This is a genomic window from Alkalihalobacterium alkalinitrilicum (genome assembly GCF_002019605.1).
Taxonomy (GTDB): domain Bacteria; phylum Bacillota; class Bacilli; order Bacillales; family Bacillaceae_F; genus Alkalihalobacterium; species Alkalihalobacterium alkalinitrilicum.
In genome coordinates this window covers 2,025,394-2,052,295 of record NZ_KV917368.1, presented here as the reverse complement: position 1 = coordinate 2,052,295, position 26,902 = coordinate 2,025,394, and the positions used below count along the sequence as shown (strand labels likewise).

Annotated in this window: 23 protein-coding genes; 16 read left to right on the top strand and 7 right to left on the bottom strand. The window is 36.4% G+C overall.

The genetic code is table 11. The features are described from left to right. Positions 1 to 168: 168 nt before the first annotated feature. Positions 169 to 1,374, bottom strand: a complete 1,206-nt coding sequence (locus BK574_RS09480) for an MFS transporter (RefSeq protein ID WP_078428437.1) — start codon at positions 1,372 to 1,374, stop codon at positions 169 to 171. Positions 1,375 to 1,687: 313 nt separating this feature from the next. Here BK574_RS09480 and BK574_RS09475 point away from each other — a divergent pair, with 313 nt between their 5' ends. Continuing rightward, positions 1,688 to 2,407 (top strand): YebC/PmpR family DNA-binding transcriptional regulator, encoded by a 720-nt coding sequence (locus tag BK574_RS09475; RefSeq protein ID WP_075385085.1) that lies wholly within the window; start codon positions 1,688 to 1,690, stop codon positions 2,405 to 2,407. A gap of 444 nt (positions 2,408 to 2,851) precedes the next feature. On the opposite strand, the gene BK574_RS09470 is transcribed toward BK574_RS09475, so the two are convergent. From BK574_RS09470 to BK574_RS09450, 5 genes are all read right to left on the bottom strand, one after another. Continuing rightward, positions 2,852 to 4,036, bottom strand: coding sequence for a class I SAM-dependent rRNA methyltransferase (locus tag BK574_RS09470; RefSeq protein ID WP_075384688.1), 1,185 nt, complete (start codon positions 4,034 to 4,036; stop codon positions 2,852 to 2,854). A gap of 315 nt (positions 4,037 to 4,351) precedes the next feature. Next, positions 4,352 to 4,684: a DUF5658 family protein gene (locus BK574_RS09465; protein WP_075384687.1), complete on the bottom strand. Its 333-nt coding sequence runs from the start codon at positions 4,682 to 4,684 to the stop codon at positions 4,352 to 4,354. Positions 4,685 to 5,217: 533 nt separating this feature from the next. Continuing rightward, positions 5,218 to 6,147 carry a glycine betaine ABC transporter substrate-binding protein gene (locus tag BK574_RS09460; protein ID WP_078428436.1) on the bottom strand — a complete coding sequence of 310 codons (930 nt, stop codon included), beginning with the start codon at positions 6,145 to 6,147 and terminating at the stop codon, positions 5,218 to 5,220. Between the two features lie 63 nt (positions 6,148 to 6,210). After that, positions 6,211 to 7,056 carry an ABC transporter permease gene (locus BK574_RS09455; RefSeq protein ID WP_078428435.1) on the bottom strand — a complete coding sequence of 282 codons (846 nt, stop codon included), beginning with the start codon at positions 7,054 to 7,056 and terminating at the stop codon, positions 6,211 to 6,213. After that, positions 7,025 to 8,242 carry a quaternary amine ABC transporter ATP-binding protein gene (locus tag BK574_RS09450; protein ID WP_075384684.1) on the bottom strand — a complete coding sequence of 406 codons (1,218 nt, stop codon included), beginning with the start codon at positions 8,240 to 8,242 and terminating at the stop codon, positions 7,025 to 7,027. The genes BK574_RS09455 and BK574_RS09450 overlap by 32 nt, the downstream gene beginning before the upstream one ends. A 365-nt stretch (positions 8,243 to 8,607) precedes the next feature. On the opposite strand from BK574_RS09450, the gene BK574_RS09445 reads away from it, so the two are divergent. The 10 genes from BK574_RS09445 (at position 8,608) to BK574_RS09410 (ending at position 20,601) form a co-directional block, all read left to right on the top strand. Beyond that, complete coding sequence (locus tag BK574_RS09445; protein WP_078428434.1) at positions 8,608 to 9,147, top strand: GbsR/MarR family transcriptional regulator; 540 nt, start codon at positions 8,608 to 8,610, stop codon at positions 9,145 to 9,147. Between the two features lie 340 nt (positions 9,148 to 9,487). After that, a complete protein-coding gene (locus tag BK574_RS09440) occupies positions 9,488 to 11,467 on the top strand; it encodes a penicillin-binding transpeptidase domain-containing protein (protein ID WP_218970566.1) in 1,980 nt (659 codons plus the stop codon). A 300-nt stretch (positions 11,468 to 11,767) separates the two neighbouring features. Then, positions 11,768 to 11,932, top strand: coding sequence for a hypothetical protein (locus BK574_RS27855; protein WP_169917341.1), 165 nt, complete (start codon positions 11,768 to 11,770; stop codon positions 11,930 to 11,932). A 76-nt stretch (positions 11,933 to 12,008) separates the two neighbouring features. Next, a complete protein-coding gene (locus BK574_RS27850; RefSeq protein ID WP_169917340.1) occupies positions 12,009 to 12,152 on the top strand; it encodes a hypothetical protein in 144 nt (47 codons plus the stop codon). Positions 12,153 to 12,470: 318 nt separating this feature from the next. Continuing rightward, positions 12,471 to 12,917 carry a hypothetical protein gene (locus BK574_RS09435; protein ID WP_075384681.1) on the top strand — a complete coding sequence of 149 codons (447 nt, stop codon included), beginning with the start codon at positions 12,471 to 12,473 and terminating at the stop codon, positions 12,915 to 12,917. A 209-nt stretch (positions 12,918 to 13,126) separates the two neighbouring features. Next, positions 13,127 to 14,200 carry a branched-chain amino acid aminotransferase gene (locus BK574_RS09430; protein ID WP_078428432.1) on the top strand — a complete coding sequence of 358 codons (1,074 nt, stop codon included), beginning with the start codon at positions 13,127 to 13,129 and terminating at the stop codon, positions 14,198 to 14,200. A gap of 181 nt (positions 14,201 to 14,381) precedes the next feature. Then, on the top strand, positions 14,382 to 17,102 hold the full coding sequence (locus BK574_RS09425; RefSeq protein WP_158211607.1) for a response regulator: 2,721 nt from the start codon (positions 14,382 to 14,384) through the stop codon (positions 17,100 to 17,102). 13 nt (positions 17,103 to 17,115) lie between these two features. Further along, positions 17,116 to 17,970 carry a CheR family methyltransferase gene (locus tag BK574_RS09420; protein ID WP_078428430.1) on the top strand — a complete coding sequence of 285 codons (855 nt, stop codon included), beginning with the start codon at positions 17,116 to 17,118 and terminating at the stop codon, positions 17,968 to 17,970. A 77-nt stretch (positions 17,971 to 18,047) separates the two neighbouring features. Next, positions 18,048 to 19,640, top strand: coding sequence for an ATP-binding response regulator (locus BK574_RS09415; protein WP_078428429.1), 1,593 nt, complete (start codon positions 18,048 to 18,050; stop codon positions 19,638 to 19,640). Between the two features lie 319 nt (positions 19,641 to 19,959). Continuing rightward, positions 19,960 to 20,601, top strand: a complete 642-nt coding sequence (locus BK574_RS09410; protein ID WP_075384676.1) for a bifunctional 4-hydroxy-2-oxoglutarate aldolase/2-dehydro-3-deoxy-phosphogluconate aldolase — start codon at positions 19,960 to 19,962, stop codon at positions 20,599 to 20,601. Between the two features lie 121 nt (positions 20,602 to 20,722). Here BK574_RS09410 and BK574_RS09405 read toward each other — a convergent pair whose 3' ends face one another. Next, entirely contained in the window at positions 20,723 to 22,252 is a 1,530-nt protein-coding gene (locus BK574_RS09405; protein ID WP_078428428.1) for a gluconokinase, read from the bottom strand. A 277-nt stretch (positions 22,253 to 22,529) separates the two neighbouring features. On the opposite strand from BK574_RS09405, the gene BK574_RS09400 reads away from it, so the two are divergent. The 5 genes from BK574_RS09400 (at position 22,530) to BK574_RS09380 (ending at position 26,901) form a co-directional block, all read left to right on the top strand. Beyond that, complete coding sequence (locus BK574_RS09400) at positions 22,530 to 23,591, top strand: TRAP transporter substrate-binding protein (RefSeq protein WP_078428427.1); 1,062 nt, start codon at positions 22,530 to 22,532, stop codon at positions 23,589 to 23,591. Positions 23,592 to 23,785: 194 nt separating this feature from the next. Further along, positions 23,786 to 24,352, top strand: coding sequence for a TRAP transporter small permease (locus BK574_RS09395; RefSeq protein WP_075384673.1), 567 nt, complete (start codon positions 23,786 to 23,788; stop codon positions 24,350 to 24,352). Positions 24,353 to 24,364: 12 nt separating this feature from the next. Then, positions 24,365 to 25,642 carry a TRAP transporter large permease gene (locus BK574_RS09390; protein WP_078428426.1) on the top strand — a complete coding sequence of 426 codons (1,278 nt, stop codon included), beginning with the start codon at positions 24,365 to 24,367 and terminating at the stop codon, positions 25,640 to 25,642. An 18-nt stretch (positions 25,643 to 25,660) separates the two neighbouring features. Further along, positions 25,661 to 25,930 carry an HPr family phosphocarrier protein gene (locus tag BK574_RS09385; RefSeq protein ID WP_075384671.1) on the top strand — a complete coding sequence of 90 codons (270 nt, stop codon included), beginning with the start codon at positions 25,661 to 25,663 and terminating at the stop codon, positions 25,928 to 25,930. A 74-nt stretch (positions 25,931 to 26,004) separates the two neighbouring features. Then, the gene (locus BK574_RS09380) at positions 26,005 to 26,901 is read left to right on the top strand and encodes an AEC family transporter (protein ID WP_078428425.1); all 897 of its coding nucleotides are present in this window, start codon (positions 26,005 to 26,007) and stop codon (positions 26,899 to 26,901) included. The last annotated feature ends 1 nt before the right edge of the window (position 26,902 follow it).

Genomic DNA, 26,902 nt, shown 5'->3' with positions numbered 1-26,902 from the left:
CTTAATTTGTGCTTTTCGGAGCTAAGCGGGGGCCTTCCGCTTTTCTAGTGTCTAGCTCCAGTCCCCAGCGCCTCGAGGTCAAATAACCTGGCAGTTAAAAGTCAAAAAGCGGACTTTTAGCTACCGGAACATTTGCTTGTCGGTGCTAAGCGGGGGCCTTCCGCTTTTCTAGTGTCCTTGGTGTAATTTTGTTGTGTGTTGGATTTTTCCGAGTAAGAGCATACAAACAGGGGCAATGATGGTGACGAGCCCGATAATCATAAAGGCCATTCCCCAATTGAAATTGTCTAGCATATACCCAAACACGATGGGAGAAAAGATCGTTACTGTGAAACCGAGAACTGATTGAACGCCAAGAGCAAGAGCAATTACATCTGGGTCTGATACTTCAGTAATAGCTACGTTATATATAGGTGAATCAGCGACAATTGTAAACCCATAAATCATCGCTAGTAAGAGCATAACGATGATCGGGAGTTGGATAGACCAACCGATTGTGATCGAACAGACGATACTAATCACGAGAAAAAAAGTAGCTGCTTTCACTCGACCTATCGCATCAGACACTCTACCACCTATATATGTAGCTAGACCACCGATCATGATGACTAAGGCACCTGCAATATTTCCGAAGCGGATTGCTGTTTCTTGATCAAACCCTTGATGGAGAAAGTAATAGACGAGAAACGGACCGATCCAAGCCCACATCGCATATAACTCCCAGCAATGTCCTGCATAGCCTCCATTAACTAGTAAGTTGGGTTTTCGAAACACTCGTTTCAATTTTTTAAGGGCAAAAACGTTTCCGTTACCAATTGGCATCGGAGGTATTTTAACAATATATACAATGAGGCTTGCGAGTAGACAAAAAGCAGAAGTAATGAATACTACACCTTGCCAACCGATAATTTCAATAAAAAGTCCCGAAACGAGTAATGAAAATCCTGAACCGACGACTAAAGATCCAACATAAACTCCAAGTGCTTTTCCTCTTTCGTGAGGAGGAAATAACTGCGAGAGGATTCGCATACCAGGTACATATATGCCAGCAATTCCAATCCCACTAATCGTTCTTAAAATCAAGGTCGACCAAAAACCTTCCGCAAAAAAACTTAATAATATCCCAGCAATCCCAGCAATGAGTGACCCGTAAACAAAAGCTTGTTTCGGATCAAATTTATCACTCATAAAGCTATAGAAAAGAATGGCAATAACATACCCAAGGTGGAAAAAAGCAATAATGATTCCTGACTGTGTGGAAGAGAGTCCCCATCCTGATTCAACAACAGGAAGTACTGCAGAGAAATTAAACCATACTTGCATTGCTAGAAATTGTGAGAGTGAAAGTAACCATAATATTTTATAAGGATTCATTTTTGAGCCACCTTCCATAAAGATTATTATAGTATAAATCAGAATTAATTTAATAGAGTAGAAGCTTTTTGGACCCGAAACAGTTTATCCCGCACAAACTGGCAGTAATCCCCCTAATTCAAGACTTCGAGGAATCAAAGAAGGATAAGTGGGGGATAAACTGCCAATAACAATGAAATGACCATTTTGCGGAAATTGATTATGTTTTACTTCACTGTATTTGGGTAAAGGCAATATACCTGATCTGTTAACAAATAATAAATATAAGGTATAATAGAACTTGTAGATTTAAAACTGAAAGTGAGTGTTCATGATGGGGCGTAAGTGGAATAATATTAAAGAAAAAAAAGCGGCAAAAGATAAAAACACAAGTCGAGTTTACGCAAAATTTGGTCGTGAAATTTATGTAGCTGCTAAGCAAGGAGAACCAGATCCAGAGTCTAACCAAACATTAAAAGTCGTTCTTGAACGTGCAAAAACGTATAGTGTACCGAAAACGATTATTGATCGTGCGATTGAAAAAGCAAAGGGTGGTTCTGAAGAAAGTTACGATGAACTTCGCTATGAAGGTTTTGGCCCAAATGGGTCAATGGTTATTGTGGACGCATTGACCAATAACGTTAACAGGACAGCAGCAGAAGTGCGAGCTGCATTCAAAAAAAATGGTGGGAATATGGGCGTAAGTGGCTCGGTTTCCTATATGTTTGATGCTACGACAGTGATCGGTGTTGAAGGACGAACAGCTGATGAAGTTCTTGAACTACTAATGGAAGCCGATGTGGATGCAAGAGATATCCTAGAAGAAGATGAAACAGTCATCGTATATGCAGAGCCTGATCAGTTCCACGAGGTGCAGGAAGCATTCAAAAATGATGGGATTACAGATTTTACTGTTGCAGAGCTAACGATGTTAGCACAAAACGATATTTCTCTTCCAGAAGATGCACAAGAACAGTTTGAAAAATTAATAGACGCATTAGAAGATTTAGAAGATGTCGGGCAAGTGTATCATAACGTTGATTTAGGGGAATAAGTGACTAATTAAAGGCTCTCTTTTGTATATGAACTTATACAGAAGGGAGTTTTTTTACTGAGTTTAAAGATCGATTTTAAGTTGATTTTCATGTGTAGATCACACTTCGTTTGTGTTTGTACATAGGATATTTTAATAGAATTTTTAAATTTGTTCATATAATTAGATTCGTTTATTTAAAATAAGCACTGTTACTAATTTCGTACTACATTTTCAATTCAAGCAAAAAAAAGGACACGAACAAATATCCGTGTCAAAAAAATTTATATATAAATAAAGGAGGGTAGTATTTATTTCCTTTATTCTATAGGTTTTACATTGCATAGGTATTACAGAATAATTACATCTTATATTCTTTTTCAAGGATATTCATTGAAGTAACTGAATATAGACAAATTTGTCATCAGCATAAGATAAGATTGGATATGAAAAAGTGGGTATTCCTTAACTTCGATCAGTTACTTCATATATTGCAAATTTTAAGTAATCTCCTTCATCGGCACTGAGCAATTTGGGGTGATCGTACCCTGCGCCACTCCAATGAATTTGGCGAAGGACTTTACGTGCATCAAATGCAGCATCTTGAACCATTTCTTCAAACATATGACCGTGAACGTGGAAGGAACAACTAGCCGTTACAAAATAACCACCGTTCCGAACAAGTTTAATTCCGTTTAAATTGACGTCTTTATAGCCTCGGAGTGCTTTTTTTACAGCGTGACGTGATTTAGCAAATGCTGGTGGGTCGATGATGACAACATCAAATTCGGTCCCTTTTTGTACCTCTTCACGTAAATAATCAAATGCATTAGCAACTACAAAGTCAACGTTTGAAAAGCCGTTAAGTTCGGCATTTTGTTTTGCGGTTGCAATGGCATGGTCTGAAATATCGACAGCTGTTACATGATGAGCGCCATATTTGCAAGCATTTAACATGAAAGAACCAGTATGGGTGAAGCAGTCAAGTACAGTCGTTTCGGGAGTAATTAACGGTTTAATTGCAGCACGATTTTGACGCTGGTCGAAAAAGAAGCCCGTTTTTTGTCCGCCTTCAATATCAACGACGTATTTAACACCGTTCTCTTCAATTTCAATTTCTGTTGGCCCTTCACCGTACCAAAACCCTTTTTCTTGTTGTAGACCTTCAAGTTCCCTGACATAAACATCGTTTCTTAAATAAATAGCTTTTGGTTGAAATACCTTAAGTAATGATTCTAAAATTAGCTCTTTTCGGACTTCCATGCCAAGTGCCATATTTTGTACGACTAAAGTATCTTCATATTTATCGACAATTAAGCCTGGTAAAAAGTCAGCTTCCCCGTAAATTGCGCGACAGGATTGAACGTTAGGAATAAATCTTTCACGATGTGACCATGCTTTAGTCACTTTTCGATCGAAGAAGGATTGATCAATCGCTTCGTCTTTTTCATAAGATAATATTCGAACAATCATTTGCGAATTGGGATTAATAAACCCTTTAGCTAGGAAGAAGTTTTGATGATTATATACATCAACGATATCTCCTGGTTGGAAGTCACCTTCAATAGATGCTACTTCACTTTGATAAACCCAAGGATGTCCTTGTTCTAGTCGTTTCTTACGCTTTCGATTTAAAACTACTTTTGCCACATTCTCAACTCCAAACTTTCCAGGTGATAGAATTTGCTTCAGTTGAAACTATACGAAGTTTCACTTTATGTACTACCTTCATATCATACATAATTGTATCTTTATTTACAACGAATGGAGAGTTTGGTCAAAAGAGAGAAATGGGTCACGTTATTCCAAAGATTGGAGTATTGGTCGTCTGAGCCACAATTCATTATGGAGTTAACTAAATAGAAGTGATTAAAGAGTTGATGACTTCATCTATGTAAGTAAATGGAGAATACAGGTCAACAGAAGCAAACAAAAGCTGTCGATATTAAAAAGGAAGTTGAATACTCATGAAAACAAGAAAAAAACATAGGTTGACCACCCAATGTGATAAACAAATACGCCAAAATAAATGACGATAGCACAAGTTAAGGTTCGTTTTACAATCCGACTTGAAAACGCGTAGGGCGCACAAAAAATTAAAGCAAGTGGGAGGACAATTTTTATGAAGTAAAATAAAAAGATGCTTGTGTCATAGATGGAGTTCATGATTGGGTTTAGTTCAGTTATTACTGCTTGCCGTAATCCGATATCTGTAAATATGGCATCAGCTGTAGAGAGTAGGAAAAGACTTGTTGTAATCATATAAGATTTTCGGTGTTTATGAAGAATAGTAAACATATAAGAAAACCTCCTAAATCAACTTGTTCTTAATAAAGAATTAATTTCTCAATAAAGAATAATATAGAATCAATAAAAGTGGAAGGTAATTCGCTTTGATGTAGCTGAAATAGTTAATATGACCTAGAGAAGTTACTAAAAATAATGTGAGTAGTGATTATTAGCATGTCCAATATCACAACGCAATTCATAATTAAAAGCTTAAGTAGATAAGCTTTTAGGGGGATAGTTAGGTACACTATCTATGTTTATCCCGGATCAACTGGCAGTAACACCCCCACTTCAAGATTTCGGAGGAATTAAAGAAGGATAAGTGCGGAGAAGAGGAAAACCCTCAATGATGGAAGTTTCACTTTATGTAATAGACTTTATGTAATAGTTGAAATTCTATGTTAACGGAAAGAAAAAACTCGAGAAAATAGTGATGAAAATCGTAGATATAAGAATGGAAAACATTTTATATAATACGAAAAAGAGAGAAGAAAACCAGATAGGTTTTCTTCTCTCAAAATGATTTGTTATTAAAGAACTTGTTAGTTCTTTAAATCTTCAATAGAAGTAATATCCATATAAGCTGGAACAACTAGTCCGATTTTAGCCCCGTCTAAGTTTGCACCTAGATCAACAAAATCATCTTTAAAGTCCTCATAGTAAGCTTCATGTGTTCCTGGAAGCCAAGCGGCAACCATTGCATCTGCACTACCTGTAGCGACAGCTGTGAACATTGGACCAGGCTCCATTGACATTAATGTTACATCATACCCAATAGACTCAAGAACATAACCAATCATGTGTGTAGAAGCGATTTCAGAGTCCCAAGCTACGAAAGCTAATGTAAGTGCATCACCATCCACTGTATTGACACCGTTTGTCCATTCAGTCACGATGTCTTGATTAGCTTCAACCCAAGCAGCTGCTGCTTCAGCAGGGTCAGCTCCTTCGTTTACGGCAACCATAATTTCTCCCATGTGATCTGGGCTCCAATAGAAGTTGTCTAACACTTCGTAAGCTTCTGGTAAGTCAGAATCTAAACCTTCACGAACGATCGTGTGAATGCTTTCTGCTGCACCGAAAACCCCTTCAGGATCTTCCAAATATTTCAAATCGTATGCAGCAAATTTCCAGTGAGGAGTCCAACCAGTTACAACAATTGCTTCTTCGTTAGAAATAGCTGCGTCTAAAGCACTTGTCATTGCAGCACCAGAACTAGGTTGTAACTGATAGTCATCTAAACCGTAGGCATCAATTGCAGCTTCAGTTGCTGCCATAATGCCAGCTCCAGCATCAATTCCTGTAATCGTGTAGTCGAGTTGTTCACCTACAGAAACTTCAGTTGCTTGTGAATCCTCGTTATTCTCTCCTGTCGCTGCTTCTTGGTTAGCATCTTCTGAACCACATGCTGCAGCTACTAATGTTAGGGATAATCCAGCAGTGATTCCTAATCTTTTTAAATATTTCTTCATTTTGACCCTCTCCTTTTGTTTATTTATCTATGTCAACTCTAAGTAAAAGAGTGACGAGTGTAATTAATGGATGGTCCCTTTTTGACGGTTAAAGCTTTGGGTTAGACGATCGAGAATAATGGCAAGAATAACGATGGCAATTCCAGCCTCAAAGCCACCGCCAGCATCGTTTCGGCCAACAGCATAATAGACTTTTGTACCAAGTCCCATTGCTCCAATCATCGAAGCGATGACGACCATCGATAGGGCAAGCATTATACTTTGGTTAACTCCAGCCATAATGGTTGTTTTCGCCATCGGAAGTTGCACCTTAAATAACTTTTGTGTAGAAGTCGACCCAAAGGCATCAGCTGCTTCTACTAGTTCAGTAGATACTTGTCGGATACCTAAGTTTGTTAAGCGAACTGTAGGAGGCATTGCAAAAATAACCGAGGCGACAACACCAGGTACCATTCCAATTCCGAAGAAAACAACAGCAGGAATTAAGTAGACGAAAGCAGGCATCGTTTGCATGAAATCTAATATTGGTTTGAAGATGCTCTCTACAGCTTTACTTTTCGCCATCCAAATACCGAGTGGGATCCCAAAGATCACAGAGATGATTGCACTCGTTAATACGAGGGATAGCGTTAGTATCATGTCATTCCAAAATCCTAAATTATCAATTAAAAATAACCCGAATAGGACAAAGGTAGCTAAACCCCATTTTCGTTTCGTAACAAAGAAAGCTACGGCTGTTAAGACTAAAATGAATAACCAACTTGGTAACAACCCGAGTATAAACTCATTGGCGTCGACTAAAATTCTTATGGCACCCGTAACAGTTGAAAAGAACCAATCAGCATTTTTTAACCAATCAACGAAATAATCAATCCAATCAGCTAATGGAAGCTTCGGTAATAGGTCCATTGAAATTCACCTCACTTCCAGATAACGCTGCTAGAACAGCTCCTCTAATGATAATTCCTTTTAGTTTTTGTTCGTCAACAACAGCAATAGGAACAGGGCTTGTTGAAGCCATATCCATTAATTCATTTAATGGTGTATCTGAGTTCACTTGTGGGACATTTTCTTCAATAATATCTAGTAAGCTATTGTTATTTTCTTTTACTAGCTTAGAAACTTTATCAGCATGAACGATCCCAAGCAGTTCCTTATTTCGCTTTGTGACAAAAATACTAGATATGCCCGCTTCTTTCATACGCTGAAGTGCTACTCGAGGTCCGTCTTTTTCAAGATTTACTGTTTCAGGGCGCATCATGACGTGTTGGGCCGTGAATACTTTTGAACGGTCGACATCTTCAACAAAGCGTTCAACGTATTCATTTTCTGGATTTGTTAAAATTTCTTCTGGTGTACCGACTTGAATAATTGCCCCATCTTTCATAATCATTATGCGATCGCCAATACGAAGAGCTTCATCTAAATCATGGGTAATGAAAATAATCGTCTTTTTCATTTGCTCTTGAAGGTCGAGAAGTTCATCCTGCATATCTTTACGAATTAGTGGGTCTAGTGCTGAGAATGCCTCGTCCATTAACAAAACGTCTGGATCATTCGCTAATGCACGAGCCAAACCAACACGTTGCTGCATCCCACCTGAAAGCTCGTTTGGGTATTTATCTTCATATCCTTTAAGACCTACAAGTTCTAAAGAAGTTTGTGCTTGTATTCTTCGTTCTTGTTTCAAAATACCTTGTACTTCTAGTCCGTATTCGACGTTTTCAATAATTGTTCGAAAAGGGAAAAGGCCGAATTTTTGGAACACCATACTCATTTTGCTTCGACGAACTTCACGTAATTTTCTTTCATCCATTTGCGCTAAGTCTTCACCATCAATCCAAACACTTCCATCGGTTGGTTCGATAAGTCGGTTGAGTAAGCGGACGAGTGTTGATTTACCACTTCCAGATAGCCCCATGATGACAAAGATTTCTCCGTGACTCACTTCAAATGACGCGCGGTTTACACCAACGGTCATGTTTGTTTCTTTTAATATTTCATCTTTTGATTTTTGTTGTTTTAACATGTCTAAGGCTCGTTTTGGCTTTTTGCCGAAAATTTTCGTTAGCCCTTCCACCTTAATTTTTGACATCTGTTTCACCTCTTTGTACTTAATTAAAGTTTAAATTTATTATTAGAGGATTAAAGTGTAAACAAAACTTCCACGCCATTTTTTTCACTATGTTTTGTTTTTCTTACGTTTACTCTAATCATTTCTAGAAACTAATGAATGCTGACTTTATTACTATACGCCTCCTTTTTTACCAAATCAAACCTTAAATTCTGTATGTATAGTACAAAAAGTTTGTAAAGTTTAAACTGTACAAGGTATATTATTAAGATTCGTCAATTTCCTCTCTTTTCCGACTTATCACTACACAAAAGCATAACTTTTATGTTTTTTCTTTCTTTGTTAATATTTAAAGTGTGAAATGGAGGAAGAAAAGGAGCAGGCTAATGAGTCAACAAGATGAGTGGAATAAATTAGAAAAATATCGTACCCGGTTCATACAGGAAATTTCAAAAAATATGTACTTATACGGAATTAATCCTTCGATAGGGCGTTTATATGGAACCGTGTTTTTTGCAAACGAACCATTAACCTTAGATGATATGAGTAAAGAGCTTGGCATGAGTAAAACAAGTATGAGTACAGGTATTAGAAATTTGCTTGATTCTGATATGGTGGAGAGAGTTTGGCAAAAAGGGGTACGAAAAGACCTATACCAAACCGAAGAGGATTGGTATAAATCTTTCTCGTCTTTATTTGTGAACCGGTGGCGTTCAGCTGTAGACGATAATCTTGAGGCAGGTGCCCAAATGAGCCGAGCACTTGAGGAGCTTTATGAACAGACTGCGGATGAGAAGTTAAAAGAAGCTATTGAAATAGATCGTACAAAATTAGAAAAAGCCAGAAGTTACTATGAATGGCTTGGACGAGTGATTGAACTTTTTGAAAATGGTGGTATCTTTGATATCGTTCCAAAACAAGAGTGAGTCTATCCCGCATCAACTGGAAGTAATACCCCTTTTCGTAACTTGAGGAATCAAAGAAGGATAAGTGGGGGATAAACTGCGGGTAACAACTAAATGAATACAGACTAAATCAACGTTTTTTATTGATGCTAATTATGCATAATAAAAAACGTTGTTTTCGTATGAAAGTAAAGTTTGTGCATTTTGGGGTGAGGTTAAGTACAACAAAAATTACCTAAAATATTGTAAAATTTGCTAGAATAAAGAAAGTATACAAAACAAATTGAAATGAGAGGAGAGGCAAATGCATAAAAAGAGAAAAAAACAGAGTATATTCATTTCATTTTTATTCATAAGCATAATGCTAATAGGATGTTCAGATGATTTTCAGACACCCGAAGAAGCATTAAGTCAGTTTGCATCATATTGGGAAGACGGTAATTACGAGATGATGTATGGATTACTTTCGGTAAATTCGAAAGTAACCATTTCAAAAGATGAATTTGTCGAAAAGTACAACGAAATATACAGTAATATTCAGGCAGATGCTGTATCGATAACAACGCCAATTAAAGATCCAGAAGAGGAAATAGAAGAAGAATTGACCGAAGCAATTCTCGAATATGAGCAATCAATAAACACTGTTGCTGGGGAACTTCATTTTAACTCTACTGTCGAACTATCTAGAGAAGAAGATGAGGAAGGGCTGGAGTGGAAAGTTCAGTGGACACCAGCTTTGATTTTCCCACAACTAGAACAAGGCGATAATGTGAGAGTAAGAACATTAAACCCTGAACGAGGTGAAATTATCGACCGAAATGGTGTTGAATTAGCGAAGAATGGAAGTGCAATCGAAATAGGATTAGTGCTTGACAGGATGGAAGGTTTGGAAGAATACACCATTTCTGAATTGAGTAAAGCAATCGACATTTCAGAGCAAGCCATTGAAGGTGCGCTTAACCAGTCATGGGTTAGACCAGATACATTTGTACCGATCAAAACCGTTCCGTACGATCAGATGTCCTTTGTAGAAGAGCTACGTGAAATTTCTGCAGGGGTAACTTATTTAGTCGTTCCTGCGCGAGAATACCCTTTAGGGGCGGCGGCCGCACATGTCATTGGTTATATTACACCGATTACAGCTGAATTGCTAGAAGAGCATAAGGATAAAGGCTATAATGCCAATTCATTTATTGGACGAACTGGTCTTGAAAGTTTGTACGAAGACCAGCTAAGAGGTGAACTCGGTGCAGTCATAGACATCGTAGATGAACAAGGAAATCCCAAAGATGTGATTGCACAAAAAGATGCTATCGATGGGAAGACACTTCAATTAACGATTGATAGTCAATTACAAACTACTATCTTTAATCAGTTTGAAAAAGACAGTGATACAGGAACAGGAGTTGCGCTCCATCCAATCACTGGAGAAGTTCTAGCTTTAGTCAATGCACCAGCTTATAATCCAAATGAATTTGTTTTAGGAGTTTCTTCACAAACGTGGGAAAATTATAACGAGGATCAAAACCGACCGCTACTAAATCGCTTTACGCAAGCATATGCACCAGGTTCAACAATAAAAGCGGTAACTGCTGCAGTCGCTCTCGAAAATGGATGGGACCCAGATGATAAGCGAGAAATTAAGGACTTAGGTTGGCAAAAAGATTCCTCATGGGGTAGCTATGAGGTAAGGCGAGTGAAATATCCGAATCATGATATTGATTTAACTGATTCGCTCGTTTATTCGGATAATATTTATTTTGCTCAAATGGCAATCGAATTAGGGGAAGAGGCTTTTACAGAAGGATTTCAAACTTTTGGATTTGAAGAAAGTGTTCCATTTCAGTATCCATTAACGACGTCCAAGATTGCAAATGATGGAATACGATCTGAAGTCCAATTAGCAGATACAGCATACGGTCAAGCGGAGTTGTTAGTAAATCCTTTGCATCTTGCATTAATGTATACATCATTTGTAAATGGCGGAAACATTCCGAAACCGCTTCTTTTAAAAGAAGAAGATCTTGGTATTTGGAAAGAAAATATCGTAAGTGAAGAGCATGCTAATCGAGTTTTATCAGATTTAACTCAAGTGATTGAAAGTCCAAGTGGAACGGGTTCTAATGCTAAAATTAATGGGTTTAAATTAGCTGGAAAAACAGGGACAACAGAATATAAATCGAGCCAGGGTGAGCAAGGTAAAGAAAGCGGATGGTTTATTGCGATGGATACAGACGACTCTGAACTGCTCGTATTAATGATGGTTGAAAATGTTGAAGGTGTTGGTAGTTCATATGTTGTTCCGAAAGTAAGAGGTGTATTTCTAGAATTCTTAAGGTAATAACAATTATGAGGATTTCTCTATTGAGAAGTCCTTTTTATATTTTAGGGCTGTTATATATAATTGAGGTTAAACCCTGTATTCAATTAGAAGACAAGACCTCACAATCACACGCTTATGAAAGAATATCATTGATTAAGATGGTAAAATTTCACTAGAAAACAGGGAGTATGATCTTTTATTTTTCGCGGAAAATAACAACGGGCAATGAGGTAGGGTGAAAGTGAAAATAGTAGTGATTCACTCTTTTCTTTTCCAGTACTCAAATCCCAATAAAAAAACTAAAATGAGGTGCTAGTCATGGCGAAAAACAATCGTAAAAACCGCAACAACAATAACAACAATAACAACAATGAATTAAACATTGAAAATGCAAACACGGAATTTGCAAATGAAAACGATGCTCAAGATTTAAACAACCGTAACAACAGAAATCGCAACAACAATCGTAATAACAACAACTAATAAGTCAATGGCGTACAAGTATTCCTTGTACGTTTTTCTACATCACTTACATCACTTATAAAAGGAGTCGTTCACTTTGGACCATCAATGTTTTTATTGTAATAGTGAACTAGAAGAGAACAGCATTCAGTACGCTTCTTTTATTCAGGAAAGTGATCATATTGAACAACCCCTTTGTAAAGAATGTTATAAAGAGTGGTTAGCGGGAATAAAAGAGTAAGTAAATTAAGAGACGGACTCACCAAAGTAGGAAGTTCCTTCATATACTATAGTGTTTACAGTATTAACACGTGTATGTTTTAGGGAATTCATTTGGGAGTGTGTCTCTTTTTATATTCAATAAAAGTTTGTTGATTAGAATACGATACTTCGGCTGACTGTAAGCTTGAATAGGAAAGGAAGGAGCAATCATCTTTTTTGATTAGAGCTTCACAATAATAAGCATGATTGCGATCTAACTTAAATAATCTTAATGTAAGGGTTTTCAACAAAGGCGATATAACAATGGAGGGAATATATTTGTAGTGAGGTGTAACCATTGAACCGAATTCAGCATAGTGATTTATCGATTAAATTAGATAAACAGCAACTGGATCGCTTAATTAAAGGTGTCTTAAGTGTCAATTACAGCATATTTTGGGGTTTTGATAAGGGAAAAATGATCTTAAATATTTATTCTGCTGAAGCCAATCATAAACTAACGATGATTAAACATAAACAGTTTCTAGAACTCATTGAGGTGGATATCAAAACAGATAAAATGCTTCAAACTTTAGATCAATGGGTTTCTATTTCATCTGAAATAAAAAGAAAACAACAAGAAGACAAAAAAAGAAGATCACAAGAAATCTATCGTCGTATTGACCAATATTTAATTGAATTAAATGATTTTATGAAAAGTGGTGACGAACGAACGGTTGAAATAATTAAATCAAAATTAACTGAACTTAACAAAGAGTTATTAAAGTTAAAACAAAACGAGTAATTTAATGTATTGCACTGCGTTCAGTGCTTTTCTTTTTGAGGAACTAATCCCATTATCAACGAATTGGACAAGCCTAAGTAGTCCATAATTTATCTAACAAGAGTTATTAACGTGACTTGCACCTTATATTTGTTATATATTAGATAGAATAGAAGTAGTAAATGAGAAAACTGCCAATTAGGGTAGATGAGAAAAAAGGAGTGGCAAAAATGAAAGAACAGCTTACCATTATTGAAAGTACAAATAAAAAAAACAGACTAGCAGACGATCAACTCGTTTTTGGAAAGCATTTTACAGATCATATGTTTGTGATGGACTACTCTATAGATAAAGGGTGGCACGATCCACGAATTACTCCATATGAGACGATTACGTTAGACCCTGCAGCGATGATTTTTCATTATGGTCAAACCGTGTTTGAGGGGTTAAAAGCCTATCGCACAGAAGACAATCGGATTTTATTATTCCGACCAGAAAAAAATTTCGAACGCATGAACCGATCGAGTGAAAGATTAAGCATTCCTTCAGTTGATGAGAAGTTAGTTTTACATTATTTAAAAGAATTACTCCGTATCGACCAAGATTGGGTACCAGCAACAGAAGGATATTCATTATACATACGTCCCTTTATTATTGCGACGGAACCGAATCTTTCTTTAGCACCGTCTAGTACATACCAATTTTATATTATTTTATCACCTGTTGGATCCTATTATAGTGAAGGAATTCATCCAGTTAAAATATTTGTAGAAGAAGAATACACAAGAGCAGTTCGTGGTGGAACAGGCACTGCTAAAACAGCTGGTAATTATTCTGCAGCCTATATTGCCCAAGAAAAAGCAACTGAAAAAGGCTATTCTCAAGTTCTGTGGTTAGATGGAATAGAAAAAAAGTATATTGAAGAAGTTGGGAGTATGAATGTCTTCTTTAAAATAAATGGAGAAGTTGTAACACCGCAATTAAACGGCAGTATATTAGAAGGCATAACGAGATTATCCATCATTGAACTCTTAAAAGACTGGCAGATTCCAGTCGTAGAAAAAAGAATCTCAATGGATGAAATCTTTCAGGCTTATGAAAAAGGAGAGTTAGAAGAAGTGTTTGGGACGGGGACAGCTGCAGTGGTGTCTCCAGTTGGAGAATTAACGTGGAACGACTGCCATATGACCATTAATGATAAACAAACTGGGAATCTTTCGAAAAAACTGTATGAAACATTAACACGTATTCAAACAGGAAAAGATGATGATCCATACAGTTGGACAGTAGAAGTGGATAAATAGGTGGAAATAAAAATAGGCTGAACACCATTGTTCAGCCTATTTTTATAGGAGATATATAAAGAAATAAGCGAAATGTTAGAATTGTTTGGATTTTATGTAGAATCATGCGAGCCGATATAGTAAAATATCCATCATATAGTAGTAAGTTCCATTTATATAATAATGAGAGGTTATGAATGAAATGAAACTTAAAACAAAGCTTTATCTTGGATTTGGATCGATCCTAGTCATTATCGTAATTCTTTGTGTCAATGTATTCTACACGATGAATCAACAAAAGGAGCATATGAATGCGATCGTTAATGAAAACTATGAGCGGGTAAAACTGATAGAATTGCTAAGGAATGAAATTAATACGACAGCACGTGAAATTCGAGAACTCCTTTTAATGAGTGAGGATGCAGTGATGAAGGAACATATAACTATCATTCAAAACTCTCGCATTAATACTTCGAGTATATTTGCTCAATTAGAAAATGTACCACATATAAATGAAGAAAGTCAACAACTCGTTTCTAAATTAAAGGAAATTAACACAGTCTATTTTGAAGTAGTTAACCAAGTGATCCAATATAGTAATGACGGTAATTATGAAGCTGGAGTTAAAGTATTTATTGATGATTATCGAGATATGAGAGGTGACATTGTTGAAGGGTTTGATCGATTAACTTTTATAGAAGAAGAAGCGATGAACCAAGCTCTTCTAAATGCACAAAGAGATTTCCAAGTAACGGTACTCTTTTTAGTTAGCCTGATTGTGGTGACGGCAATTATCGTCATTAGTATTACAATTTCAGTTGTTCGAAGTATAACAAAAAGTATTTATAGAGTTCGTGATGTAATTACACGTGTCCCTGGGCATGTGGATGAGCAGTTACCCCGTATTGAAGTGATAGAAAAAGATGAAATTGGTGAAATAGGACAAGCTTATAATGAAATGGCTCATGCGTTAGAAGTCTATTCTAAACAAGAAAAAGACTTTAAAAAGTATCTTGAGAATGAAAATTGGGTTAAAACAAAATTTGCAGAATTAATGACAAAATTTCAAGGGCAGCAAAATTTGCAACGGTTTGGTGAGTTATTTATTTCAAAAGTTGCATCATCAGTAGATGCGACGTACGGTGCCTTTTATATTAAAGATGAAGATGTCTTAAATCGCCTTGCTGCATATGCACCAAGGCAAAATGAAACCGTAGGAGATAGTGCAATAAATCTTGGACAAGGTTTAGTTGGGCAATGTGTATTAGACAAAAAGTTGATCCATGTCAACGCTTTACCTGAAGGTTATATCGCTACATCATCAGGATTAGGAGAAGCATCACCGACTGCGTTAGTCATTATTCCAATAGAACTAGATGGTGAAGTACTTGGTGTGATCGAATTAGCGAAGTTTGAAGAGTTTTCGAGTTTACAAATGAAACTGCTTAAGCAAGTAAGTGTATACTCAGGGGCGATTATTAATCGAATTATTAACCATATGCAAATTGAAAAACTTCTTTCAGAGTCTCAGACGTTGACTGAAGAATTACAAACACAGTCAGAAGAACTGCAACAACAACAAGAAGAGTTAAGATTGACCAATGAACAGCTACATTTACAATATAAACATTCAGATGAAAAAACAAAAGAGTTAGAAAAAATTAAACTTGACTTAGAAGAAAAAAATCGTGGAATCGAATTGAGTTCAAAATACAAGTCAGAGTTTCTAGCAAACATGTCACATGAACTTCGAACACCTCTTAATAGTATGTTGATCTTATCGCAAATTCTTTCGGAAAATAACGAAGGTAATTTAACGGAAAAACAAATTGAATACGCGCTAACGATCCATTCTTCTGGTAGTGATTTACTCGATTTAATCAATGATATTCTTGATTTATCTAAAATCGAATCTGGAAAAATCGATATTTATCCAGAACAAATTTTACTGGACGATGTAAAGGCATTTGTAGGGCGGCAATTTAATCCTGTCGCTCGGCATAAAGGGTTGAGTTTTCATATAATAATGGACGAAGATGTGCCGAAAGTGATTTTTACGGATGACCAAAGACTTAAACAAATTTTAAAAAATCTGTTGTCAAATGCATTTAAATTTACAAAAAGCGGATCAGTTGAACTTCGTTTCAGTAAAGGGCGAGATGATGTACGTTCTAAGATTGTCTTTTCAGTTTTTGATACAGGAATAGGAATACCAAAAGAGAAACAGCAAACGATTTTTGAAGCCTTTTTCCAAGGAGACGGGACGACGAGTAGACAGTTTGGCGGAACAGGATTAGGATTATCGATTACTCGCGAACTTTCCCAATTACTAGGAGGTTACGTAACGATCGATAGTACTGAAGGAAAAGGAAGTATTTTTAGTCTTCATTTACCTGATTATTATGAACTGTCATTAGTACATCAACCTTCAATAGCGGAAGTGGCTGCAACACAAGAAAGTAATGTACTGATCATTGACTCGGAAACTCACGATGAAGTAAACCGAAAAGAGTCAAAAGTGAACGAAGATATTGGTAATAAAGAGCCTTTTGATAACAAAGTTGTCCTAGTGGTCGATGACGATATGCGAAATATCTTTGCCATAACTACAGCACTTGAAATGCAAAATATGAAAGTTTTGTTTGCTGAAAATGGTAAAGAGGCGGTAGAAATTGTTAATAATGACAGGACGATAGATATCATCCTCATGGACATTATGATGCCAGAAATGGATGGGTATGAAGCGATGCAACATATTAGAGAAAACAAAGACTTCCAAGATCTTCCGATTATTGCGTTAACGGCAAAAGCGATGAAAAGCGACAAAGAAAAATGTATTAATGCAGGTGCGTCAGATTATATTAGTAAGCCAGTGAATATGGAGCAATTACTTTCGTTAATTAAAGTTTGGTTATACAAGTGAGGAAAAAATAAAAATGATAATTTCTTCGGATGAAGTTGAAACAGATGTTGTAAGAATTGAAATAGAACTATTACTTGAAGGTATTTATCGTCATTATGGATTCGACTTTCGGAATTATGCATACTCTTCGGTTAAGCGAAGAGTATTGCATCGAGTCCGTACTGAGCAATTGAACACGATTTCTGAATTACAATCCAAGGTGCTACATGATCCAAATGTGTTAAAGAGTTTATTGAATGACCTATCCATTAATGTAACAGAGATGTTTCGTGATCCTAGTTTTTTTAAAGCGTTTCGGGAAAAAGTTTTACCCACATTACGTGATCTCCCATTTATTCGCATTTGGCATGCGGGATGTTCTTCAGGTGAAGAGGTGTATTCAATGGCAATCTTATTACTTGAAGAAGGACTATACGACAAAACGAAAATTTATGCGACTGATATGAATGAAGATATTTTGGATAAAGCAAGAGAAGGAAAAATTTCTTTAAGTTATATGCAACTTTATACAAAGAATTATCAACAAGCAGGGGGACTCAAGGAATTTTCCGAATATTATACAGCACATCGTGATTATGTACTATTACGACCGATTCTCAAGAAAAACATTGTGTTTGCACACCATAACTTAGTCACTGATCATTCCTTTAACGAATTTCATGTCATTATCTGTAGAAATGTATTAATCTATTTTAATACTACATTAAAGAATAGAGTTTATGATCTTTTTTATCAGAGTTTAAGTGATGGTGGATATTTAGGTTTAGGAAATAAGGAAGCGCTAACAAGTGGTGATACTTCACATTTTTATCAAGAAGTTGATAGGGAGGAGAAGATTTATATTAAAGGTGCAACTAGGCTAAGGTAACCTCTTTCCTTTTCTAAACCTACAATTTAAATACTTAAAGCGGAAAACTACTAAAGGAAACTGAGAGGGATAAAGATATGGTGCATGGGGAGAAAGTAGATATATTATTAGTGGATGATCGTCATGAAAATTTTATTGCGTTAGAAGCGGTTCTTGCGTCACCTAAATATCATTTAGTCAAAGCTAGCTGTGGCGAAGAAGCGCTAAAATATGTTCTCCAATATGACTTTGCCGTCATTTTATTAGATGTACAGATGCCAGGTTTAAATGGATTTGAAACGGCTGAATTAATTAAACAACGAAAAACGAGTATGCATATCCCAATTATTTTTATAACTGCCTTAAGTAAAGCGAAGGAACATGTATCAAAAGGATATTCGGCAGGGGCTGTTGATTATATATTCAAACCATTTAATCCTAGTCTTTTACGAAGCAAAGTGGATGCTTTTGTAGAAATTTATAAAAATCGTAAAGATATTCAAAGGCAACATCGTAAATTAGAGGAACAAACGAGTGAATTAAAACAACAATCGATGAATTTAGAAGCGGTTATTGAAGACAAGACGAAAGAATTACTTAAAGCAAATGAAGATCTAAGGGTGTCACAAGAAAGTTTCCGCAAAATCTTTCAGAGTAGTCCGAACTTGATGGCCATTCGATCCGTTCATAATAAGCATTATTTAAAAATAAATAAAATTTGGTCTCAGTTTACAGGATATATGCTCGAAGACTTGAACGAAACAAATGATAATTTATTACAGATAAAACCCAATTCACCAGATAGAGAACTGAAGTTTGAAAATAAGCCTCTAGATTTAATCGATAGGCTCTATAATCAACAAATAACGTATGTAACAAAAGAAAAGGTTAAGCGGGATGGTTTGCTCTCCACCGAACATGTCTATATTAACGGTGAACCGTGTATTATTAGTGTCATTACAGACATCACAGAGTCATTAAAACTCCAAAAAGAAATTACTCGGTTGGACCGATTAAATTTAGTAGGAGAAATGGCTGCAGGAATCGCACATGAAATACGAAATCCAATGACAACAGTACTTGGCTTTTTACAGTTATCAAAAAGGCAGCAAGAATTTCCTACACCAATGGAATATATTGATTTAATGATTGGTGAATTAGAGAGGGCTAATGGCATCATCACTGAATTTCTAGCATTAGCGAAAGATAAAGCAACAGACCCTCGGCTTGAGAATTTAAATGAAATCATTCATGCGTTACATCCATTACTTCAAGCAGAAGGAATGTTAGGGAATAAAAATGTCAATCTCGATTTAGAAGACTGTCCGCTAGTCTATATTGATGAAAAAGAAATTAGACAACTCATATTAAACATTGCATTAAATGGGCTTGAAGCGATGCCGTTAGGTGGACAACTTATTATACGCACTTACGTGGAAGGTGATAAAGCGGTTTTAAAAATTAGTGATGATGGACCAGGTATTACTCCAGATATTTTGGAAAATATAGGGACTCCTTTCTTTACAACAAAAGAAAAGGGAACGGGATTAGGGTTAGCCATATGTTATAGTATTGCTGCAAGAAATCAGGCTAACATCGAGATTGAAACTAGTTCGGAAGGTACAACGTTTATCATTTCGTTTCAACAAAGTTTTAGAGTATGTAATGGTAATAATACAGCAATTTTATAGCAGTATTTTTCAAACATAATCCAAAAGGGTTATGTTTTTTTGTCTTGGCAAACGAGGTGCTATTGTCCACTTTATTGTGAGCATTAGACGTTAGCCTATCATGGTCAAATTACAATCATACCAAAAAGCGATAGTCATATGCCAAAACATTTGTTTGAATGCACAAATCAATTGTTTTCTGCTTTTGTTCAAGAAATATTAATAGGAAATACGAAGAAAGTTAAAAATAAACTGAGGGTTTCAATAATAGGGTAACAAACTGTCTGACTAAATGAATGAATTAATTAAATCGATATACCGATGATGGAGGTTAACGCAAATGAGTTATTTAGAAATGATAAAAGAAAATGGCGTAGTAGCTATTATTCGTGGGGCCGACCCTAAAAATATTTTACAAATTGCAAATGCTCTTCAGGAAGGAGGCGTTAAAACGTTAGAAATTACAGTAGAAACACCGAAAGTTATGTCGTTAATTGAAGCTGTTCGTAATGATTTTCCAGAGTTGATTGTCGGTGCAGGTACGGTGCTTGATCCTGAAACGGCTAGGGCAGCGATATTGTCAGGTTCTCAATTTATTTTCTCTCCAACGGTGAATGAGGAAACGATCCGCTTAACGAAAAGATACGGTGTAATCAGTATACCTGGAGCACTTACACCAACTGAAATCTTGACCGCCTATGAAAATGGCGCCGATATGATTAAGGTTTTTCCAGCTAATATTTTTGGGCCAGGCTATTTAAGAGATGTTCATGGTCCATTACCTCATATTCCACTTATGCCTACTGGGGGTGTAGATCTACATAATGTTGCAGACTATATTCAAAAGGGTGCTGTTGCGGTAGGTCTTGGCAGTGCTTTAGTAAATACGAAAAAAGAAATCAATGACGAGTATTTACAGGAGTTAACGAAAAAGTCAGCTGCATTTGTTGAGGAAGTAAAGGTCGCTAGAACAACGGTATAAAAGAGGTTGATTAAACCACTAGAGTGTTTTTCTAGTGGTTTAATTGTCTTTTAAGTTAGCTGTGGCTGGGGTAAGTCTCATAATTTGAGTTAGGATCATAAATCAGCATTTAGCTAAAAGCTTAATGTCTTCTTTGGAAATCACTTAAATTTTTATAGTGTGGTTGTAGAGATACATAAAGGTTTTTAAATGTAGGGTACAGGGTTTGATAGACTTGATGATTTGAATCGTTTGGAATATATGACTTTTCCATCGGGATGTAATGTTTAATTTCAGTTAGTGATTTTGCTTCTCCTATACCGACTAAACCGATCCATGCTGCTCCCCAAGCAGAACTTTGATGGCTTTTCGGGACTTGTACTTCTTGTCCAAAAATATCTGCCAGAATTTGAAGCCATAGAGTTGATCGTGCAAATCCACCGCTTGCAAGGATATTCTTAGATGGACCAGCTAATCTTTCTAAAGCTTCACTCACTGTTAATAAACTAAAAATGACGCCTTCCATTCCAGCACGGATCAAGTGTTCTTTTTGATGGGCTAATGTTAATCCAATGAAACTCCCTCGTGCATTCGCATTCCAATACGGAGCTCGTTCGCCATTTAAGTACGGTAAAAAGAGTAAACCATTTGCCCCTGGATCTACCGTTTGAGCAAGTTGAGTAAGTCTTTCATAGGCACTTAGTCCGCCTTGTTCTGCGAGATACATATGGTGCTCCCCAACGATTTCTTTTAACCAATGAAGGACGATTCCACCGTTATTCGTAGGTCCACCCATGATCCAAGAATTTTTTGTCACTCCATAGCAAAAAATTTCTTGTAGTTCATCAGTTTGAGGTTTTTCAGCCATTTGACGAATAGCCCCGCTTGTACCAACTGTAATCGCCACATCTCCAGGTGAAATTGCCCCAATTCCAAGGTTCGCAAGAGGGCCATCACTTGCACCGATCACAAACGGAATATCTGCCCGAAGTCCTGTTACTTCTACTACATATTTGGCTAAGCCCTCACAGACGTGAGTCGGTGCGACAGGAGTAGATAACTGTTCTTTTTGAATTCCAGTAATGGCTAACGCATGTTCATCCCATTCAAAGGTATGAATGTTAAACATTCCTGTAGCTGAGGCTACGGAATAGTCGACTATATATTCATTAAACCATTTTTTAATTAAGTATTCTTTTATTGAAATAAATTTAGAAGTTTTAGAATAAGGCGGGTAATTCGTTTCTTTCATCCAAATTAATTTAATCAACGGTGACATCGGATGAATAGGTGTACCTGTTTTTAAGTAAATATCCACTCCGTTGTTTGTTGATTTAACTTTTTCTGCTTGATGTACACTTCTACCATCTGCCCACGTAATGGAAGGAGAAATGGCGTGACCGTCTTCATCCATGCATATGAGAGAGTGCATTGCTGAAGAAATGCCAACAACCCGAATGTCGGTCCTAGAAACTCCAGCTTTTTCTACGATATTTTTTAATGCATTAATCGCGGAGGATTCGATTTTTATTGGATTTTGTTCGACCCAGGAAGGTTCTGGGTGATATACAGGATATGTTTCTTCACTTTCGGATATAACGTGTCCTTCTTTTGTAAAAAGAACTGCTTTGGCGCTAGTTGTGCCAATATCTAAACCAATCGCATAATTCACAATACGTTCTTCCTTTCAGTTAAGAAGCTTTGTCATTTAAAGAAGCTATTCTATTTATAATATTGACGATATCAATCATTGTATCCATAAACTCTTGAAACGCTCAAGTTTCTAGTTTCTTTTAATAAAAATGCATAATATTCCTTTTGTAATTCAAAATAAGAAAAGTGAAGTGGTAAGAAGATAGCAGTTTGGTTAGGAATATTTCAGTGTCAGTAAATAACAATGGATGGAATATTAAGTTCATCATAGAAGAAAAAAATTAGGAGGTCTTACGGTGAAATATTTTAAAACCATTTTTACAACATTTTTCATTGTTTCTTTATTTTTTGTAGTTGCTGCGTGTGGGACAGCGCCAGCTGAACCTGATGCAGAAGAAGGAGCTGGTGGTGAAGCGGTACCAGGGCAAGTCAAAACAATTCGAGCAGGGATTGGGTTAAATGATCAACATCCTCAATATCTTGGTTTACTACGATTTAAAGAGTTAGTAGAAGAAAGAACAAACGGTTCTATCGTTGTTGAAACGTACCATAGTGGTCAGTTAGGTGATGACCGTTCAATGATGGAAGCTCTTCAATTAGGTACACAGGAAGTAACGATTCCTTCAACGGCACCAATTGCAGGCTTTGTTCAAGAGTTTACTGTTTTCGATTTCCCGTTTCTATTTCCAAGTGAAGAGGTCGCTGACGAGGTTTTAGATGGTGAAGTAGGACAAATGATGTTAGAAAAATTAGATGATCAAAATTTAGTTGGATTAGCGTATTGGGAAAATGGTTTCCGTGACTTAACAAATGACAGACGTGCTGTTGCTTCAATGGAAGATATGAAAGGGTTATCGATTCGTACGATGGAAAATGACCTTCATCTTGAAGCATTTCGTGCTTTAGGTGCAAACCCAACACCTATGGCATTTACTGAATTATTTACAGCGTTGCAACAAGGTGCTGTTGACGGTCAAGAAAATCCAGTAGCAACGGTCTATTTACAAGGTTTTTACGAAGTTCAGGATCACATTTCTAACACGCACCATATCTATAGTCCGTTTGTCTTTTTGATGGGTAGACCTTTCTTTGATACTTTAACAGAGGAAGAACAAGATATTGTGAGAACAGCAGCTCAAGAAGCGGGACAATATCAACGTGAGATTAATCGTGAAGCGAATGCACAATATTTAGAAGATTTACAAGAAGCTGGTATGACTTATACAGAGATTTCAGAAGAAGCAAGACAAGAGATGGTAGATACGGTTCAACCAATATTAGATAAGTATGCTGAACGCATCGGTCAAGACATAGTAGATCAAGTATATGAGGCTATTGAGGAAGCTCAAGAGGACTAGAATTTATAGGGGGCTTGAAAGGTGCTCGAACTTCAAGTCCCTTCTTTCTAATTTATTGTTTGAAGAAACATAAAAGTATATATCTTAGTTAATGTTGTAATGGATGTACATAATAGTTGATCTTAACTACAAGGTATATAGTTTTGAGGATCTTCTTAGTAGTAAAAAATGATTTGTAAAAGGGAGGGGTGCGAGTGTTTGTTGTTAGGTGGCTAAATGAACATATTGAGGAAATATTTCTCGTTATATTTTCTGTAATTATGGTTGTGGTCATTGCAATGCAAGTTTTTATGAGATATGTCATGGAAGCTTCCCTTGCTTGGTCCGAAGAATTAGCTAGGTACTGCTTTATCTGGCTCGTGTATCTTGGCATTAGTTATGGAGTGAAAAAGCAACGGCATATTAAAGTCGATGTTATGCTTCTTTTATTAAAAGATAAAGGAAAAATCGTATTAAGTATTGTTTCTAACTTATTATTTTTAGGTTTTGCTATTTTTGTTGTTTATTATGGATATGATATTGCTTCGAGGTTATTAGCTTGGGGACAACGTTCTCCTGCCCTGCAATTACCGATGGGGCTCGTATACATGGCGACTCCAATTGGAATGGGCTTAACAATCATACGATTAATTCAACAACTAATTAAGCAAGTGAAAGCATTATTAGGAAAAGAAGAGTTTGATGTAAAAACAGAACAAGAACGTCTCCTCGATATCCAAGATATTGAAGAAGATGTTGAAAGAGGGAAGAATAAATTATAAAGGGGTATTGATATGGCAGCAGGAGTACTTTTTGGAAGCTTTGCCCTTTTTTTACTTTTGAGTGTTCCTATAGGAATTGCATTAGGACTTGCTACATTAGTAACCATTGTATATACAGGATCACTACCCGTTGAGTTTTTAGCCCAAGGATTAGTCACTTCGGTCGACTCATTTCCTTTAATGGCTGTCCCATTTTTTATTTTAGCCGGAGAAATTATGGGCAAAGGTGGAATATCGGACCGTTTATTCCGAGTAGCTAATACGATTGTTGGTAGTAAAACAGGTGGATTTGCAATTGCGACCATTATAACGTGTATGTTTTTTGCCGCGATTTCAGGGTCTGCGCCAGCGACTGTTGCAGCAATAGGTGGAATTATGATTCCAGCAATGGTTCGTCAAGGTTATGATAAACGGTTTTCAACAGCAGTAGTTGCTGCTGCAGGTTCATTAGGTGTTATTATTCCACCGAGTATCCCAATGGTTATTTATGGTGTAGTTGGTGGAGTCTCAATTGGAAGTCTATTTATCGCAGGGATAATACCAGGCTTATTCGTTGGGTTATCACTGATTGTTTATGCTTACTTCTATTCAAGGAAAAAAGGGTACAGAGGTACAGAAGAAAAGTTCTCTTTTTCGACTTTTCTTAAAGCGAGTTGGGAAGCAAAATGGGCATTACTCGTTCCGTTCATTATCCTTGGTGGTATTTACGGTGGTATTTTTACACCAACAGAGGCTGCGGTTATTGCGGTCGTATATGGTTTAGTAGCAGGGATGATTTTATATCGTGAGCTTAAAGTTAAAGATATGCCAAAAGTTTTTATTGATGCTGCACTTACAACGGCAACAGTCTTAATCATTGTTGGGTCGGCAACTGCATTTGGACGATTGTTAACAGTCCAACAAATTCCAAATCAAGTGGCCGAAGCGATGTTAAATATTTCAGAAAACCCAACTGTACTTATTTTACTAATCACATTCTTACTTTTAATTGTTGGTTGTTTTATGGATACGTTAGCGGCAATCATTATTTTAACGCCAATCTTATTACCGATCGCAATTAATATTGGTTATGATCCCATTCATTTTGGAATTTTAATGATCGTTAATCTAGCTATCGGGTTTATTACCCCACCTCTAGGTGTCAATTTATTTGTCGGTTCAGGAATATCAGGTTTATCGATTGAGGCCATCTCGAAAGCGATCGTTCCATTTTTCTTGGTCATGTTATTTGCACTTTTGCTTATTATCTTCATTCCGCAACTTTCATTAATGTTATTAAATTTCAGGTAATTATGGGGGAGACTATTGGTGAAAAAAAGTAGTTCAAAAGACATTTCGATTAATATTGGTGAAGATAAGACAATTATTGAATTAAGTAAAATCATACAGCCCTTTCAGTCGGAAATATTTTTGCGTAAAGTTTTTCGTGGAAATCCTATCGAAGTAAACTTAAAGAGTTTTTTAGGGTTAATTACGTTGAATTTGCAAAATGGTGATACGATTACAGTAAAAGCTGTTGGTGTGGACAGTGAGGATGCTGTAAATGCAGTTGTTGAATATTTAACGAATTCTAGTTAATAGGTAGAGAGGCGGTTGTAACCCGTCTCTTTTTTAAAACGAGAAATGTCTGAGTAAAAAAGGAGGGATGGTAGTTGGTAATATTTTTTGAAGTTGTTTTACCTGTCCTTCTCGTATTTCTCATTGGCTTTCTAGTACAGAAATGGAGAAAAATAAAAATACCTGCTGTTTCTGAAGTGGCAATTTATATTATGACACCTTGTTTAGTTTTCAGAACGTTTTATACAGCAGAGTTAAATCTTCAGTATTTTTATATGGTTATTTTTTCGATTGTACTTCTTTTTGCTCTTATTATTATTAATAAAATCTATTCATTTATTAGGCAGTACCCTCAATCAACAGAAGGAGGAATGATTCTAGCTACTGCGTTTATGAACACTGGAAATTACGGCGCACCGATCATTTTATTTGCTTATGGTGAGGCAGGGTTTGATTATTCAGTATCTTTTCTCGTGTTACAGGCAATTATCATGAATTTCTTTGGTGTATATTATGCAGCAAGAGGGAATGCGGGGATAAAGATCGCAATGAAAGCGGTTTTTTTAATGCCTGCAACATATGCGGTCATAATTGCTCTACTGGCTAAGGGATTTAATGTAGCGATGCCTAATAATTTGATGGCAACAGTTGACATTATTGCAGAAGCAACGGTGCCGACAGTCATGATTATACTAGGAATGCAGTTGGCGTTAATTGAATTAAGAAACTTTGAATGGGGAAAAATAGCATATGGTACAGTTGTTCGTTTAATCCTCTCGCCAATTATTGCTTATGGAATTACAGTAGCTTTACCAATAGACCCCTTACTTACAAAAGTTCTCATCGTATCAGCAGCGATGCCATCAGCGGCAACGATCGTTATGTATGCCGTACAATTTGATTCTGAACCGAAACTTGTTTCGAGTATTACATTAATGACGACATTAATTAGTATAGTAACAATTACTTTATTATTAACATTACTGCAATGAA